Consider the following 14,476-nt stretch of genomic DNA (forward strand, 5'->3'; position numbering starts at 1 on the left):
AGGGCGTGAACGACGAACAGCGCATCAGCAGTGATCCCCAGTGGCCGAACGGCGAGTTCGAGTGGCAGCGGGTCTCGCCGAAGTATGCCGTGGCCGACCTCGTGCTGAATCTGCTGCTCGACGCGGTGGTGCTGGTCGTGCTCGTGGTGCTCCTCGTGGTCGTGAACGAGCAGCCACCGGTGTTCGTCACCGTCGGCCTGAGCGTGCTCTTCGTGCTGCTGCTCGTCAATTCACTGCTCGCGTTCCGCCGCGTGAAGGCCATCGGGTACATCCTCCGCGAAGACGATCTGCTGTTCCGCAGGGGCATCATGTTCGAGCGTGTGATCGCGGTGCCCTACGGGCGCCTGCAGATGGTCGATGTGACGCGCGGCCCGTTGCTGCGCTCGCTCGGACTGGCCACGCTCAAGTTCGTCACGGCCTCCGCAGCCACCGGCGTCAACCTGCCCGGGCTGCGCTTCGAGGATGCCGAGGCGCTGCGCGATCGCCTGGTCGAGCTCGCCGAGACGCGGAGGTCGGGGCTGTGACCGACGCGCACCCCGAAGACGGAGCGCCGGCCCAGGTCACGGTGCCCGGCGATTCGGTGCTGCCGGGCACCGCCGACGCCGAGGGGTGGCGCCGTCTGCATCCGCTCTCCCCGCTGCTGCGGGGAGGCCTGGTGCTGCTGGTGATCGCGGGTATCGTGATCGCGAACTTCCGGGATCGCTTCGTCGAGCTGTTCTTCGCCGACCGCGTGTGGAGCCGAGACGGCGTCGAGGTCGACCTGTCGCAGGAGGGCGGCGATATCGTCGACCTCTTCGAGTACCTCGTGGAGCAGGGTCTGCTGCTGCTCGTGCTGGGCGGTGTGCTCGGCGTCATCCTGCTCATCGTGCTGTTCTCGTGGATCGCGTGGCGCTTCCACACCTACCGCATCGGCGCCGAGGCCGTCGAGGAGCAGAGCGGTGTGCTCTTCCGCAAGCATCGCAGGGCTCCGCTCGAACGGATCCAGAGCGTCAATCTGCAGCGCCCCCTGCTCGCGCGCGCCCTCGGACTCACCAAGATCGAGGTGCTCACGGGCGGCCAGGGCGGCAAGGTCGAGCTGTCGTACCTCAGCCACCGCGACGCGAAGACGGTGCGCGAGCAGATTCTGCGCCTTGCGACGGCGAAGCGCTCCGGTGCGACGTTGCGGCTGCCGGGAGAGGCCCCCGCCGCTCCGGAGGCCATCGTCGCCCCGGCCCCGATGGGTCCCGACGGGTACGTCTTCGACGGGTCGAGCAGCGGGCTGACGGCGCGCGCTCAGGATTTCGTCGACGCCGACGTCGATCCCGAGGCCCTCGCCGCCCAGACACTCGTGAAGGTGCCGGTCGGGCGCCTCGTCGGCAGCATCGCGCTCAGCTGGGAAGCGGTGATCACGCTGGTCATCATCGTGGGCGTCGTGGTCGGTGCGGCCGTGTTCGAACCCGCCGTCATCCTCGGTGTCATCCCGCTGATCATCGTCATGGCCGGCATCATCTTCGGGCAGTTCAACAAGGGATTCAACTTCACGCTCTCGCGCTCGGCCGACGCCGTCCGCACCGGCGCGGGGCTCACCGCGACCGTCACCGAGACGATCCCGTTCGGGCGCATCCACGCCGTCGAGGCGAGACAGCCGCTCATGTGGCGCCCCTTCGGCTGGTGGAAGGTGCGCATCACCACCGCCGGCCACTCCGTGTCCCAGGGCGGGCAGAACACGATGCAGAACGTGGTGCTGCCGGTGGGGCGCGAGGAGGACGTGCTGCGGGTGATCGACACGCTGCTGCCTGGGGTCGGCGACGATGAGCACGAGATAGCCGAGCTGCGCAACGGCCTGTCGGGTCGGGCCGAAGGCTACCTCGGGGCCGGGCCGCGCGGAGCCGCCGTGCTGCTCTGGGGCCGAGCGCGGGCCGGAATGCGGATCGCCGACGCCGGAGACGCCGAGGCGACGCTGCGCATCCGCCGCGGCGCGCTCACCCGTTCGTTCGCCGTGATGCCGGTGGTGCGCGCGCAGTCGGTGCAGTTCCGCAGGCCGCTGCTCCACCGGTTCCTCGGCCTGGCCTCCATTCAGGCGCACACCGTGCTGGGGCCCGTGCGCGTGGAGATGCGCGGCATCGAGCTGCGCGCCGCGCAGCGCACCTTCGATCTGCTCGCGGCGACGGTGCTCCGGGTGCAGGGGGCGGAGTCGGCTCGTCGCGGGGTCCCGGAGGGAGCCCCTGAGGGCTCGACCCGGCCCCGGCACGGGGAGTCGCTCGAGCAGGCCGCGGCTCCGGTCGAGTCGGATCGGGATCCGCGGCCGTGAGCGCGGGGCAGCAGGCGTCGCGACTCGGCGTCGGCGTGGTCGGAGCCGGCCGCGTCGGCCCGGTGCTCGCTCGTGCCCTGGCCGGAGCGGGCCACGCGATCACCGGGATCTCGGCGATCAGCGATGAGAGCCGCGAGCGGGCCGAGACGATGCTGCCCGGCGTTCCGATCCTGGAGGTCGGCGAGGTGGTGCGCCGATCCGAACTGGTGCTGTTCGCGATCCCGGGGTCGGAACTCCCCGACCTCGTCAGCGGCCTCGCAGCGACGGGTGCCTGGCAACCGGGCCAGCTCGTCGTCCACACGGCGCCCGAGCACGGGTACGGCGTGTTCGGTCCGGCACTCGCCGCGGGCGCGATCCCGCTCGCGCTGCACCCGGCCGTCGTCTTCACCGGCACGAGCCTCGACCTCACACGGCTCGTCGGTGCGACGATCGCGGTGACGGCTCCCGCTCCCGTGCTGCCGATCGGGCAGGCGCTCGCGGTCGAGATGGGCGCCGAGCCGGTGATCGTGGAGGAGCGGGATCGTCCGGCGTACGCGGAGGCCGTCGGCGCGGCCGCCGAGTTCTCGCGAGCAGTGGTGCGCCAGGCCGCGGGCGCGCTCCGCGAGATCGGCGTCGAAGGGCCCGATCGCCTCATCGGGGGGATCGTGCGCGCCGCGATCGAGGAGGAGCTGCGCGTCGCCGGCGCCGATCCCGGTTCCGACCCCGTCCCCTGACGGATGCCGGGTAGGATGGATCGGTGCGCCGGAAACACCCGTGTTCGGCGTGCTTCGAGCCGATACCACGGAGGAACCGCCCCATGAGCGACCAGCCCGCAGCCAACGCGCCCCTCGAGACCGAAGAGGAGCTCTTCGAGCAGAAGCGCGTGCGCCTGGAGAAGCGGGACCGGCTGAACACCGGCGCCGAGCTCGGCGGCGGGGCGTACCCCGTGGAGGTGCCCGTCACGGCGACGATCCCCGAGGTGCGCGCCCGGTGGGCCCACCTGGAGGAGACCCCCGACAGCCTCTCGGGCGAGATCGCGGGTGTGGCGGGGCGCGTGGTCTTCCAGCGCAACACGGGCAAGCTCTGCTTCGCGTCGCTGCAGGCGGGTGACGGCACCCGCATCCAGGCGATGGTGAGCCTCGCCGAGGTGGGCGAGGAGTCTCTGGCCTCTTACAAGGAGCTCGTCGATCTCGGCGACCACCTCTTCGTGAGCGGCGAGGTCGTCTCGAGCCGACGCGGCGAGCTGTCGATCATGGTGCGGGAGTGGCGGATCGCGGCGAAGGCGCTCGCCCCGCTGCCGAACATGTATGCGGAGCTCAGCGAGGAATCGCGGGTTCGGCAGCGCTACCTCGATCTGATCCAGCGCGAGCAGGCTCGCACGAACGTCGTGACCCGCGCGCGCACCATGGCGAGCCTGCGGCGCACCTTCGCCGAGAACGGCTTCATCGAGGTCGAGACCCCGATGCTGCAAACGATGCACGGTGGCGCCTCGGCGCGCCCGTTCGTCACGCACTCGAACGCGTTCGATACCGAGCTCTACCTGCGCATCGCGCCCGAGCTGTACCTGAAGCGCGCCGTCGTCGGCGGCTTGGAGCGGGTGTTCGAGATCAACCGCAACTTCCGCAACGAGGGCGCCGATTCGACGCACAGCCCCGAGTTCGCGATGCTCGAGTCCTACCAGGCCTACACCGACTACAACGGGATCGCCGACCTCACCCAGCTGCTCATCCAGAACGCGGCCCTGGCTGTGAACGAGGGCACCGATCGCGAGGGCACCCACGTGGTGCGCTGGGCCGACGGCACGCTCTTCGATCTGGGCGGAGACTGGGACCGCATCTCGATGTACGGAACGCTCTCGGAGGCCGCGGGCCGGGAGATCACCCCCGAGACCTCCGTCGAAGAGCTGCAGGCCATCGCGGACGCCGAGGGCGTCGAGGTGAAGCTGCCGAACCACGGCAAGCTCGTCGAAGAGCTGTGGGAGCACTTCGTGAAGGACGGTCTCACGCGCCCCACCTTCGTCATGGACTTCCCTGTCGAGACGAGCCCGCTCACGCGGCATCACCGCTCGATCCCCGGGGTCGTCGAGAAGTGGGACCTCTACGTGCGCGGCTTCGAGCTGGCGACCGGCTACTCGGAGCTCGTCGATCCGGTCGTGCAGCGCGAGCGCTTCGTACAGCAGGCCGCGGAGGGAGCCCGCGGCGATGACGAGGCGATGCCCATCGACGAGGAGTTCCTGCGCGCTCTCGAGCACGGCATGCCCCCGTCGGGCGGCATGGGCATGGGCATGGACCGTCTGCTCATGGCTTTGACGGGGCTCGGGATCCGCGAGACGATCCTCTTCCCGCTCGTGAAGTAGCCTTCACAGCGGGACTCAGGAAGAACCGGGGGAGGGCCGGTATTCTGGTGCACATGGACAACTGGTGGATGAACGCGATCTGGTCGCTGATCCCGACCGTGCTCATCGGGCTCTTCTTCTGGCTGGTCATGCGTCTGATCCTGCGCGCCGACCGCACCGAGCGTCGCGTCTACCAGCAGATCGAGAATGAGGAGCGCGCGAAGGCCGGCCTGCCGCTGCGCGACGAATCCTGAATCCGCCTGATCAGGGCCGGGAGCGAACTCGACCCGGACTCCGGGCGGCCCTCTCACTCGATAGAGTGTTCTCACTGGGGTGAGAACATACATCCCTGTGATGCGCAGGGAAGGCGGAGTGCATGGATCTGAGTTGGTCCGGGTTCAACTGGCCCTACCTGTGGACCCTCACTGCGCTGATCGTCGACATCATCATCAGGATCGTGGCCCTGTTCGTCGTCCCGCGCAATCGGCGCCCGACAGCGGGGATGGCCTGGCTGCTCGCGATCTTCCTGCTGCCGATACCGGGCTTGCTGCTCTTCCTCATCATCGGCAGCAAACGGCTCCCCAAGAAGCGCGAGCGCAAACAGGAGGCGGTCAACCAGTTCGTCGCCGAGGTCTCGAGTCGCGAGGACAACGGCCTCGTGACGCCCGAGACGGAGCTGCCGCCCGGCGTGGACAACGCGGTCAAGCTCGGCCGCTCGCTCGGCGCCCAGCCCATGCTGCTCGGCAACACGGCCTCGATCTGCATCGACTACGAGGAGTCGCTCGAGCGCATGGCCGAGGCGATCCGCGAGGCGCGCGACTACGTGCACGTGGAGTTCTACATCCTCGTGCACGACCCCACGACGGACTGCGTCTTCACCGCGCTGCGCGAAGCCATCGAGCGGGGGGTCAAGGTGCGCGTGCTGCTCGATCACATCTCGGCCGTGCGCAACCCCGGCGCGGCGCGGACCAGGCGGAGCCTCACCGAGATGGGGGCGGAGTGGGCCTACATGCTGCCGGTGCGTCCGTGGCGCGGCGAGTACCAGAGGCCGGATCTGCGGAACCACCGCAAGCTCATCGTGGTCGACGGCCGCGTCGGGTTCATGGGCTCCCAGAACCTCGTCGACTCGAGCTACAACAAGCCGTCGAACCGGCGCAGGGGACTGCACTGGAAAGACCTGATGGTGCGGGTCGAGGGGCCGATCGTGCTCGGGCTCGAGGCCGTGTTCCAGGGGGACTGGTACCTCGAGACGGGGCAGTACCTCACCAACATCGCCGAGGGGCCGCTCGAGGTGGAGCGCCCCGGGGGGCTCGACTGCCAGATCGTGCCGAGCGGCCCCGGCTACGGGGCCGAGAACAACCTGCAGGTGTTCGTGTCGCTGCTCTACGCCGCGCACCGGCGCATCAGCATCACGAGCCCCTACTTCGTGCCCGACGGCTCGATCATGAACGCGCTGCGCGCGGCGACGGCGCGCGGAGTCGCGGTCGAGCTCTTCGTGTCCGAGATCGGGGATCAGGCCGTGGTGTACCACGCGCAGCGCTCCTACTACGAGGAGCTGTTGCGCGCCGGTGTGCGGATCTGGATGTTCCGGCCGCCCTACATCCTGCACTCGAAGCACTTCACCATCGACAGCGACGTCGCCGTCGTCGGCTCCTCGAACATGGACCAGCGATCCTTCGGCCTCAACATGGAGATCTCGATGGTGGTGCACGGCGCTGATTTCGTGAAGGATCTCGACGATGTCAACGACTACTACCGCGCGAATGCGCGCGAGCTGACCCTCGAGGAGTGGGAGCAGCAGCCGCTGCCCTCGCAGCTGCTCGACGGGCTCGCGCGACTCACTTCGGCACTGCAGTAGTCCGGGCTTCCGCGCGTCGATGGCGCGCTCGGGCGGGGCTCGTTTTGGAATTCCGTCTCGGGTGTGCAAGCATGCCACTACCGTATTCGACGGAAGGAAACGCAATGGCGCGTAAAGCTACTTCCCCCCTACCCGAAAACACCCCCGCCGCGGTGGCAGACAACACCACGGCACCGGGTGAACAAGCTGTGGCGGAGACGCCGGCTGCCGCGAAGGCGCCGACGAAGACCGCTACCGCGAAGACGAGCGCTGCGAAGGCCGCGACTGCCAAAGCGGCAGCCAAGCCGAGCACCGCGAAGGCCGCGTCGAAGACGACGTCGGCGAAGACTGCGCCGGCGAAGGCCGCGGGCAAGGCCAAGGCGGCCGCGAAGCCCCGCGCCGCCCAGACCCCGGCTGAGAACGCCCCCGCCGCGAACCCGGCACCGGCCGCCAAGAAGTCGCTCGTGCGCCGCAAGCGCCCGCGCAAGGCCCCCGTGACGGGTCCGGTCGCGATCGGCCGCAGCGGGTTCACCAAGCTCAAGAACATCTCCGAGATCCGCCACTACCTGCGCACGAGCGACACTCCGGTGTTCTTCGTGGGTGCGACGGCGTTCAACCTGCTCGGCCTCGACCGTTGGGTACGCGGCTTCTCGTTCATCACCTACTACGACAGCTGGGACGGCAACCATCCGCGCGTGTTCACGCCGACCGAGAAGCCGTACATCGAGTTCGAGAGCGGCGAGGAGATCAACAACTGGCTGCTGCGCAACCACGAGGTGCGCGCTCACATCGAACGCCGTACGCCTCCCGGTGCGCGCCCGCAGATCGTCATGGTGTTCTTCGACGAGGAGACCGAGCGGATCTGCGAGGAGCTCGACTACGAGCTGATCCTGCCGAGCCACGAGCTGCGCGAGCGGCTCGACTCGAAGATCGTCACCACTCAGATCGCCGACTCCGTGGGCGTGCCGAGTGTGCCGAACGTGCTCACCACGGTCAAGGACTGGGACGAGCTGGTTAAGGTCACCGAGAAGGCGGGGCTGGGGCAGGATCTGGTGATTCAGACCGCCTACGGCGACTCCGGCAAGACCACCTACTTCGTGACCAGCGAGGCGGAGTTCGCCGCGATCGCGGATGAGGTCACCGACGTCGAGATCAAAGTGATGAAGCGGATCAACAACCGTCCCATCGCGATCGAGGCCGTGCTCACCCGGCAGGGAACCGTGGTCGGCCCCTGCATGACCGAGATCACGGGGCACGCAGACCTGACGCCGTACCGAGGGGGCTGGGCAGGCAACGAGATGTTCCCGACGGTGCTCGACGACGAGAGCCGGCACGCGGCGATCGAACTCGTGCGCAAGCTCGGCGACAGGTTGGGCAAGGAGGGGTACCGAGGCTTCTTCGAGGTCGACGTGCTGCTCGACACCGACACCGGCGACGTGTATCTCGGGGAGCTGAACCCCCGGATCAGCGGGGCCTCGGCGATCACGAACGTCACCGCCGGCGCCTACGCCGACGTGCCGCTCTTCGCCTTCCACCTGCTCGAGTACTCGGGCATCGACTTCGAGATCGATGTCGAGGAGATCAACCTCCGCTGGGAGGAGCTGGCCTCCGAGGACGAGTGGAGCCACATGGTGATCAAGCACACGAGCAACACCGTGGAGCGCATCGACGCGGCGCCGCGCACCGGCCGGTACTCGCTCGACCACTACGGCAATCTCGTCTACACGCACCACGACTACGACTGGCACCTGCTCGGCAACGAGTCCGACGCGTTCTACCTGCGCATCTACCAGGAGGGCGACTACCGCTGGAAGGGCGCGGATCTCGGGATCCTCGTGACGAAGGCCCACCTCGAGGCGAGCCACGGCGGTCTCACCCTGCACGCGAAGTATCTGATCGATGCGATCCGCGGCATGTACCGCACGACCGTGGTCGAGGGCGACGAGCCCGCTCCGAAGCCGGCCCCCGCCAAGGGGAAGTGATCGGCGTGGGATACTGAAAGGATGAGCGCTGAGACTGGATACGGTTTGAACGGCCCTGCGCCGGGGTACATCGAGGTCGTTCCGCCACTCGACCAGTGGCAATTCGCGCCCTACCTGCAGTGGTCGATGCAGAACATTCAGTCCTTCCTGCCGGTACACGGGATTCGCCGCGGAGGGCGGGCCACGGAGTTCGCTCTCCGGCCGTCGGATCTCGGCGCGCTCAGCGTGCCGCACCCCTGGGACGATCGCAGCGCCACCTTCACCGAGGTCATGGGGGCGACCCATACCGATGGTTGGATGGTGACCCACCGCGGTGCGATCGTGGGCGAGCAGTACCTCGGCACGCTCGCCCCGGCTGGCATGCACCTGCTGATGTCGGTGTCGAAATCGCTCACCGCGACCACCGCGGGCCTGCTGTCGGCAAGCGGCGAGCTGAATCTCGACGCTCCCGTCACCGACTACGTACCGCAGCTCGCGGGGTCCGGCTATGAGGGCGCCCTGGTGCGGCACCTCGTCGACATGCGCACGGGCGTGCACTTCTCGGAGGAGTACCTCAACGAGGACGCCGAGGTGCGATTGCTCGAGGAGGCCATCGGCTGGGCGCCGAAGAAGCACCCCGAGGTGCCCGACTCGCTGCTGGGATTCCTCAGCACGCTCGGGCAGGACGGGCCGCACGGCGGCCCCTTCGACTACAAGTCGTGCGAGACGGACGCGCTGGGATTCGTGATCCAGGGCGCCGCGGGCCGTCACGCCGCCGACGTGATGTCGGAGCGGCTGTGGCAGCCGATGGGGGCGGAGTTCGACGCCCACGTGGGGATCGACAGCGTGGGCGGCGGCATGTTCGACGGCGGCGTCTCGGCGGCTATGCGGGATCTCGCGCGCTTCGGCAACCTCTACGTCAACAGGGGCTACGCGCTCGACGGCGTCGCCGTGCTCCCCGAGTGGTGGGTCGAGGACACGTACGCGGGCGGCCCCGACTCTCGCGAGGCCTTCGCGAACTCCGAGGACTCCGCCTACATGAGCGGAGGCATGTACCGCAACGGCTTCTGGTTCCCGGGCGAGAGCGGCGACGTGATGCTCGCGCTCGGCATCCACGGCCAGATGATCTACATGAACCGCGTCACGGGAGTGGTCGGGGTGAAGATGTCGAGCTGGCCGACGCCGCAGGATGCCGAGAAGCTGTTCTGGACGGTGCGAGCCTTCGAGGTCGCCTCCTGGGCGCTCAATCGCGGAGAGGTGTAGGCCGACGATCCCGCACTGGGCCGGGGGCCGCGAACCGCTTGACGCGGGGCGCGGCCCCCGACTCGTGATCCAGGCTGAGCATCCAGATCTCCCCGTTGAGCACCCGGGGGAGCGGCGATCCCGCGATGCGCGAGAGGCTCCAGCGGATGAGTGCTCCGTGCGACACGACGACGCTGCCGGGGGCGGTCTCGAGCAGGCGCAGCAGCGCGGCGGCCCCGCGCTCGCTCATGTCTTCGAGCGGTTCCGACTCCGGGATGCCGCGGAGGCCCGGCCAGCGCGCGTCGGCGTCCGCGAAGTGCATGCCCTCGGCGAGACCGAAGTTGCGCTCCCAGATGCCCTCGTCGATCGCGGGCGCGGTGCGATCGATCGTGGATCCGATGATCTCCGCAGTCTCGACCGCTCTGCCGAGGGGTGAGCTGACGAGCCCCGTCCAGCTGCCGTGCGAGGCGAGCAGTCGCCCGGTCTCGGCGGCCTGCGCTCTGCCGGTGTCGTTGAGCGCGATGTCGGTGCGGCCCTGGATGCGGCCGGCCAGGTTCCAATCGGTTTCGCCGTGGCGCACGAGCGCGATCTTGGCGGTGGGATCGACGGGCATGCCACCAGCCTATGAGATGCCCGCCGCCTCCGAGAGGGAGGTACTTCGCTCACAATTAAGACTATTAGTCAGTTCGGCACAACTTATCCACATTCATGTGATTCGCCGCACGAACGCTATCCGTGCCTGGCAACCTGGAGGCTCATCGGAGACAATAGAGAGGTGATCGAGGTGAATGAGCCGCAGGTCTGGACCCTGATCGGGGTCTTCGCGGCGTCCATGGTCGGCATGATCACAGTGATGACCCAGCTCATGATGCGCACGCTGTCGGCGAAGTTCGACACCGTGAATGAGCGGATCGACGGATTGCGTACCGAGATGGTGCTGCGCTTCGACTCGGTCGAGGGCCGTATGGACCGGCTCGAGACCCGCATGGATCGCCTGGAGACCCGCATGGATCGTCTCGAGACCCGGGCAGAGCGGATCGAGAAGCGGGTGGACGATATCGATCGCGACGTGCAGGCCATCTCCAAGCGCGTGTTCCCCGAGTAGGCGAGCCGTTCAGGCTGGGTCGCGCTCGCTCAGGACGCGGGGTGGTCGGAGACGGTGAGCAGCTCGCCCACCTCGCAGTCGAGCGCTCGGCAGATCGCGGTGAGCGTGGAGAACCGGATCGCCCGGGCACGGTCGTTCTTGAGCACTGAGAGGTTGACGAGGCTCACCCCCACGCGCTCGCTGAGCTGGGTGAGGGTCATGCCCCGCTCGGCGAGCAGTTCGTCGAGGCGGCAGTGGATCGCGTGCCCGTCCTCGGGCTCTGCCGGGCTCATACGAGCCCCTCGGTGTCGCGCTGCAGCCGAATGGCCCGGCCGAGCAGCGCGGTGATCAGGCCGAGCACGATACCGATGAGGAACAACGGCCAGTCGAGATCCTGGAGGAAGTCGAAGCTGGTCGGAACCACCCAGGCCTGCGAGTCGATGTCCGAGACAGCATCGCCGTTGGTCGGCAGTCCTAGCTCGGTGACCGCCAGCTCGCCGGCCAGCATGCGGAACCAGGGCACTACCACGGCGCTGACCATCGTGAGCAGGCTGAGGCCGCCGAGTGTCCATTGCAGCGGACCGGTGAACGGACGTTGCTTCGCGAGCTTCGCGGTCAGCACGAGGACCCCGAGGCACCCGGCCATCACGACGGTGAACGGCAGCGCCGTCGCGATACCGAGGAGTACGCGGGAGGCCGTGACCGGGTGCAGGATGCGCAGCCCCGCTTCACCGGGCGTCACGGTGATCCGATCGGTGGTGAACTGGGTGTCGATCAGTTCGTGGGGCGCTCCGGCTCCCTCCGGCAGCACTACGGCCACATCGAAGGAGACGCCTCCATCCATCGGGCCGCTCACTGTCCAGGAGGTGATGAGCAGGCAGTAGAAGGCGGTGATCAGACCGATCGCTGTCGTGATGGCGGTCAGGATCCAGAGTCCCGCCTTGCCCATGCGAGGCGCGACGCGGTCCAAGCTGGCGGCCATGACTTCCTCCCGTTTATCGAATATCGATATTAACGCTTTTCGATAAAGTATCGAGCGTCGCTGAAACTGTCAATCGCCCATTACGCCCAGATCGAACAGGCCCCCACGATCCCGCATCACCCCGTAGCCTGGATGCATCAGCGGTCCCCGACCGTTCTGGGAACCGCAAGGAGGTTATTGATGTTCGAGAGATTCACCGATCGCGCCCGCCGGGTGGTTGTGCTCGCCCAGGAAGAGGCGAAGATGCTCAACCACAACTACATCGGCACCGAGCACATCCTGCTCGGCCTCATTCACGAGGGCGAGGGCGTCGCGGCCAAGGCGCTGGAGCAGCTCGATATCTCGCTCGACGCCGTGCGCGCGCAGGTGACCGACATCATCGGCACCGGCCAGCAGCCCCCGCAGGGGCACATCCCCTTTACGCCGCGCGCGAAGAAGGTGCTCGAGCTCAGCCTGCGCGAGGCGCTGCAGCTCGGCCACAATTACATCGGCACCGAGCACATCCTGCTCGGCCTGATCCGCGAGGGCGAGGGCGTCGCAGCCCAGGTGCTCGTGAAGCTGGGCGCCGACCTCAACCGCGTCCGCCAGACCGTGATCCAGCTGCTCTCCGGCTACCAGGCTGGCAAGGAGAGCGCCACGGTGGGCGCGCCCGAGCAGCAGAGCGACGCCAAGGGCTCGCAGGTGCTCGACCAGTTCGGTCGCAACCTCACCCAGGCCGCCCGCGAGGGCAAGCTCGATCCGGTGATCGGCCGCGAGAAGGAGGTCGAGCGGGTCATGCAGATCCTCTCGCGCCGCTCGAAGAACAACCCGGTGCTGATCGGCGAGCCCGGCGTCGGCAAGACGGCCGTCGTCGAGGGCCTCGCCCAGGCGATCGTCAAGGGCGAGGTGCCCGAGACGCTGAAGGACAAACAGGTCTACGTGCTCGACCTGGGCTCCATGATCGCGGGCAGCCGTTACCGCGGCGACTTCGAGGAGCGCCTGAAGAAGGTCACGAAGGAGATCCGCAACCGCGGCGACATCATCATATTCATCGACGAGATCCACACCCTCGTGGGCGCCGGCGCGGCCGAGGGAGCGATCGACGCTGCGAACATCCTCAAGCCGATGCTCGCGCGCGGCGAGCTTCAGACCATCGGCGCGACCACGCTCGACGAGTTCCGCAAGCACTTCGAGAAGGACGCTGCGCTCGAGCGCCGCTTCCAGTCGATCATGGTGAACGAGCCCTCGCTGCCGCACTCGATCAACATCCTCAAGGGCCTGCGCGACCGCTACGAGGCGCACCACAAGGTGTCGATCACCGACGGCGCGATCGTGGCCGCCGTGAATCTCGCGGATCGCTACGTGCAGGATCGCTACCTGCCCGACAAGGCGATCGACCTGATCGACGAGGCCGGTGCCCGGTTGCGCCTCTCGATCCTGTCGAGCCCGCCCGAGCTGCGCGAGTTCGACGAGAAGATCGCGGTCGTGCGCGCCGACAAGGAGCAGGCGATCGAGGCGCAGGACTTCGAGGCCGCCGCGAACAAGCGCGATGAGGAGAAGAAGCTCATCGCCGAGCGGCTGCGGCTCGAGAAGCAGTGGCGCTCGGGCGACGTCGCCACCCAGGCGGAGGTCGACGAGGGCCTGATCGCCGAGGTGCTCGCACAGGCGACCGGCATCCCGGTGTTCAAGCTCACCGAGGAGGAGACCTCGCGTCTGCGCTTCATGGAGGAGGCTCTCCACCAGCGTGTCATCGGTCAGAACGAGGCCATCGCGGCGCTCGCCAAGACGATCCGTCGTCAGCGCGCCGGCCTCAAGGACCCGAAGCGCCCCTCGGGCTCGTTCATCTTCGCCGGCCCCACCGGCGTCGGCAAGACCGAGCTCGCGAAGGCCCTCGCGGAGTTCCTGTTCGATGACGAGGACGCACTGATCTCGCTCGATATGTCGGAGTACGGCGAGAAGCACACCGTCTCCCGCCTGTTCGGTGCGCCCCCCGGATTCGTGGGCTTCGAGGAGGGCGGCCAGCTCACCGAGAAGGTGCGCCGCAAGCCGTTCTCGGTGGTGCTCTTCGACGAGATCGAGAAGGCCCACCCCGATATCTTCAACTCGCTGCTGCAGATCCTCGAGGAGGGGCGTCTCACCGACGGTCAGGGTCGCGTGATCGACTTCAAGAACACGGTCATCATCATGACGACCAACCTGGGGTCGAGCGCGATCGCGGGCGGCCCGGTGGGCTTCCAGATCGAGGGCGACAGCTCGGTGGGCTACGAGTCGATGAAGGGCAAGGTCAACGAGGAGCTGAAGAAGCACTTCAAGCCCGAGTTCTTGAACCGCGTCGACGACACGATCGTGTTCCCGCAGCTCACCAAGCCCGAGCTGCTGCAGATCGTCGACCTCTTCGTGAAGCAGCTGAAGGATCGCCTGCTCGACCGCGACATGCACATCGAGGTCTCGCAGGCGGCGCGCGAGCGTCTGGCCGAGCTCGGCTACGATCCCGCGCTGGGCGCGCGGCCGCTGCGCCGCGCGATGCAGCGGGAGATCGAGGATCGCCTGTCCGAGCGCATCCTCGGCGCCGAACTGCTGGCGGGCGACCTCGTGAAGGTCGGCTTCGAGAACGGCGAGTTCACGTTCGAGACCGATCGCAACTCCGATAAGGCCCACGGAGACGCCTCGGCCTCGTCGGCCGCCGCCGTCGCCTCGACGGCCGCGACCCCCGGCACCGCGGAGTAACCCGAGCGAGGGGGCCCGCTGCTTCGGCAGCGGGCCCCTTCTTCGTTTCTGCCCTCGGCT

General features: G+C 68.0%; 13 protein-coding genes. 10 read left to right on the forward strand and 3 right to left on the reverse strand.

Features of this window, described 5'->3' with window-relative positions:
• Nucleotides 1-5 precede the first annotated feature (5 nt).
• From KVY00_RS12785 to KVY00_RS12820, 8 genes are all read left to right on the forward strand, one after another.
• Entirely contained in the window at nucleotides 6-524 is a 519-nt protein-coding gene (locus KVY00_RS12785) for a PH domain-containing protein (protein ID WP_223043261.1), read from the forward strand.
• Nucleotides 521-2,290, forward strand: a complete 1,770-nt coding sequence (locus tag KVY00_RS12790) for a PH domain-containing protein (protein ID WP_223043262.1) — start codon at nucleotides 521-523, stop codon at nucleotides 2,288-2,290. Before KVY00_RS12785 ends, KVY00_RS12790 begins: the two co-directional genes overlap by 4 nt.
• Nucleotides 2,287-3,003, forward strand: a complete 717-nt coding sequence (locus tag KVY00_RS12795) for a DUF2520 domain-containing protein (protein WP_223043263.1) — start codon at nucleotides 2,287-2,289, stop codon at nucleotides 3,001-3,003. The genes KVY00_RS12790 and KVY00_RS12795 overlap by 4 nt, the downstream gene beginning before the upstream one ends.
• A gap of 83 nt (nucleotides 3,004-3,086) precedes the next feature.
• The gene (gene lysS / locus KVY00_RS12800; protein WP_223043264.1) at nucleotides 3,087-4,625 is read left to right on the forward strand and encodes a lysine--tRNA ligase; all 1,539 of its coding nucleotides are present in this window, start codon (nucleotides 3,087-3,089) and stop codon (nucleotides 4,623-4,625) included.
• 53 nt (nucleotides 4,626-4,678) lie between these two features.
• Entirely contained in the window at nucleotides 4,679-4,858 is a 180-nt protein-coding gene (locus KVY00_RS12805) for a hypothetical protein (RefSeq protein WP_223043265.1), read from the forward strand.
• Nucleotides 4,859-4,980: 122 nt separating this feature from the next.
• A complete protein-coding gene (cls, locus tag KVY00_RS12810; RefSeq protein WP_223043266.1) occupies nucleotides 4,981-6,462 on the forward strand; it encodes a cardiolipin synthase in 1,482 nt (493 codons plus the stop codon).
• Between the two features lie 152 nt (nucleotides 6,463-6,614).
• Complete coding sequence (locus KVY00_RS12815) at nucleotides 6,615-8,423, forward strand: biotin carboxylase (protein ID WP_305069211.1); 1,809 nt, start codon at nucleotides 6,615-6,617, stop codon at nucleotides 8,421-8,423.
• Between the two features lie 21 nt (nucleotides 8,424-8,444).
• Nucleotides 8,445-9,665: a serine hydrolase domain-containing protein gene (locus KVY00_RS12820; protein ID WP_223043268.1), complete on the forward strand. Its 1,221-nt coding sequence runs from the start codon at nucleotides 8,445-8,447 to the stop codon at nucleotides 9,663-9,665.
• Here the strand turns inward: KVY00_RS12820 and KVY00_RS12825 are convergent.
• The gene (locus KVY00_RS12825) at nucleotides 9,646-10,257 is read right to left on the reverse strand and encodes a histidine phosphatase family protein (RefSeq protein ID WP_223043269.1); all 612 of its coding nucleotides are present in this window, start codon (nucleotides 10,255-10,257) and stop codon (nucleotides 9,646-9,648) included. The two genes, KVY00_RS12820 and KVY00_RS12825, sit on opposite strands and share 20 nt — an antisense overlap.
• Nucleotides 10,258-10,419: 162 nt before the next feature.
• On the opposite strand from KVY00_RS12825, the gene KVY00_RS12830 reads away from it, so the two are divergent.
• Nucleotides 10,420-10,749, forward strand: a complete 330-nt coding sequence (locus KVY00_RS12830; RefSeq protein WP_223043270.1) for a hypothetical protein — start codon at nucleotides 10,420-10,422, stop codon at nucleotides 10,747-10,749.
• Between the two features lie 29 nt (nucleotides 10,750-10,778).
• On the opposite strand, the gene KVY00_RS12835 is transcribed toward KVY00_RS12830, so the two are convergent.
• Together KVY00_RS12835 and KVY00_RS12840 are read right to left on the reverse strand one after the other, a co-directional pair.
• Nucleotides 10,779-11,021 carry a helix-turn-helix domain-containing protein gene (locus KVY00_RS12835; RefSeq protein WP_223043271.1) on the reverse strand — a complete coding sequence of 81 codons (243 nt, stop codon included), beginning with the start codon at nucleotides 11,019-11,021 and terminating at the stop codon, nucleotides 10,779-10,781.
• On the reverse strand, nucleotides 11,018-11,710 hold the full coding sequence (locus KVY00_RS12840; RefSeq protein WP_223043272.1) for a hypothetical protein: 693 nt from the start codon (nucleotides 11,708-11,710) through the stop codon (nucleotides 11,018-11,020). Before KVY00_RS12840 ends, KVY00_RS12835 begins: the two co-directional genes overlap by 4 nt.
• Nucleotides 11,711-11,890: 180 nt before the next feature.
• Between KVY00_RS12840 and KVY00_RS12845 the strand changes: the two genes are divergently transcribed.
• Nucleotides 11,891-14,416, forward strand: a complete 2,526-nt coding sequence (locus KVY00_RS12845; RefSeq protein ID WP_223043273.1) for an ATP-dependent Clp protease ATP-binding subunit — start codon at nucleotides 11,891-11,893, stop codon at nucleotides 14,414-14,416.
• The last annotated feature ends 60 nt before the right edge of the window (nucleotides 14,417-14,476 follow it).

Source organism: Leucobacter tenebrionis, from assembly GCF_019884725.1.
Taxonomy (GTDB): domain Bacteria; phylum Actinomycetota; class Actinomycetes; order Actinomycetales; family Microbacteriaceae; genus Leucobacter; species Leucobacter tenebrionis.

What these genes read in the sequence shown, in the direction of transcription:
- lysS (WP_223043264.1), top strand. Translation starts at nt 3,087, where the DNA reads ATGAGCGACCAGCCCGCAGCCAACGCGCCCCTCGAGACCGAAGAGGAG.
- KVY00_RS12805 (WP_223043265.1), top strand. Translation starts at nt 4,679, where the DNA reads ATGGACAACTGGTGGATGAACGCGATCTGGTCGCTGATCCCGACCGTG.
- cls (WP_223043266.1), top strand. Translation starts at nt 4,981, where the DNA reads ATGGATCTGAGTTGGTCCGGGTTCAACTGGCCCTACCTGTGGACCCTC.
- KVY00_RS12820 (WP_223043268.1), top strand. Translation starts at nt 8,445, where the DNA reads ATGAGCGCTGAGACTGGATACGGTTTGAACGGCCCTGCGCCGGGGTAC.
- KVY00_RS12825 (WP_223043269.1), bottom strand. Translation starts at nt 10,257, where the DNA reads ATGCCCGTCGATCCCACCGCCAAGATCGCGCTCGTGCGCCACGGCGAA.
- KVY00_RS12835 (WP_223043271.1), bottom strand. Translation starts at nt 11,021, where the DNA reads ATGAGCCCGGCAGAGCCCGAGGACGGGCACGCGATCCACTGCCGCCTC.
- KVY00_RS12840 (WP_223043272.1), bottom strand. Translation starts at nt 11,710, where the DNA reads ATGGCCGCCAGCTTGGACCGCGTCGCGCCTCGCATGGGCAAGGCGGGA.
- KVY00_RS12845 (WP_223043273.1), top strand. Translation starts at nt 11,891, where the DNA reads ATGTTCGAGAGATTCACCGATCGCGCCCGCCGGGTGGTTGTGCTCGCC.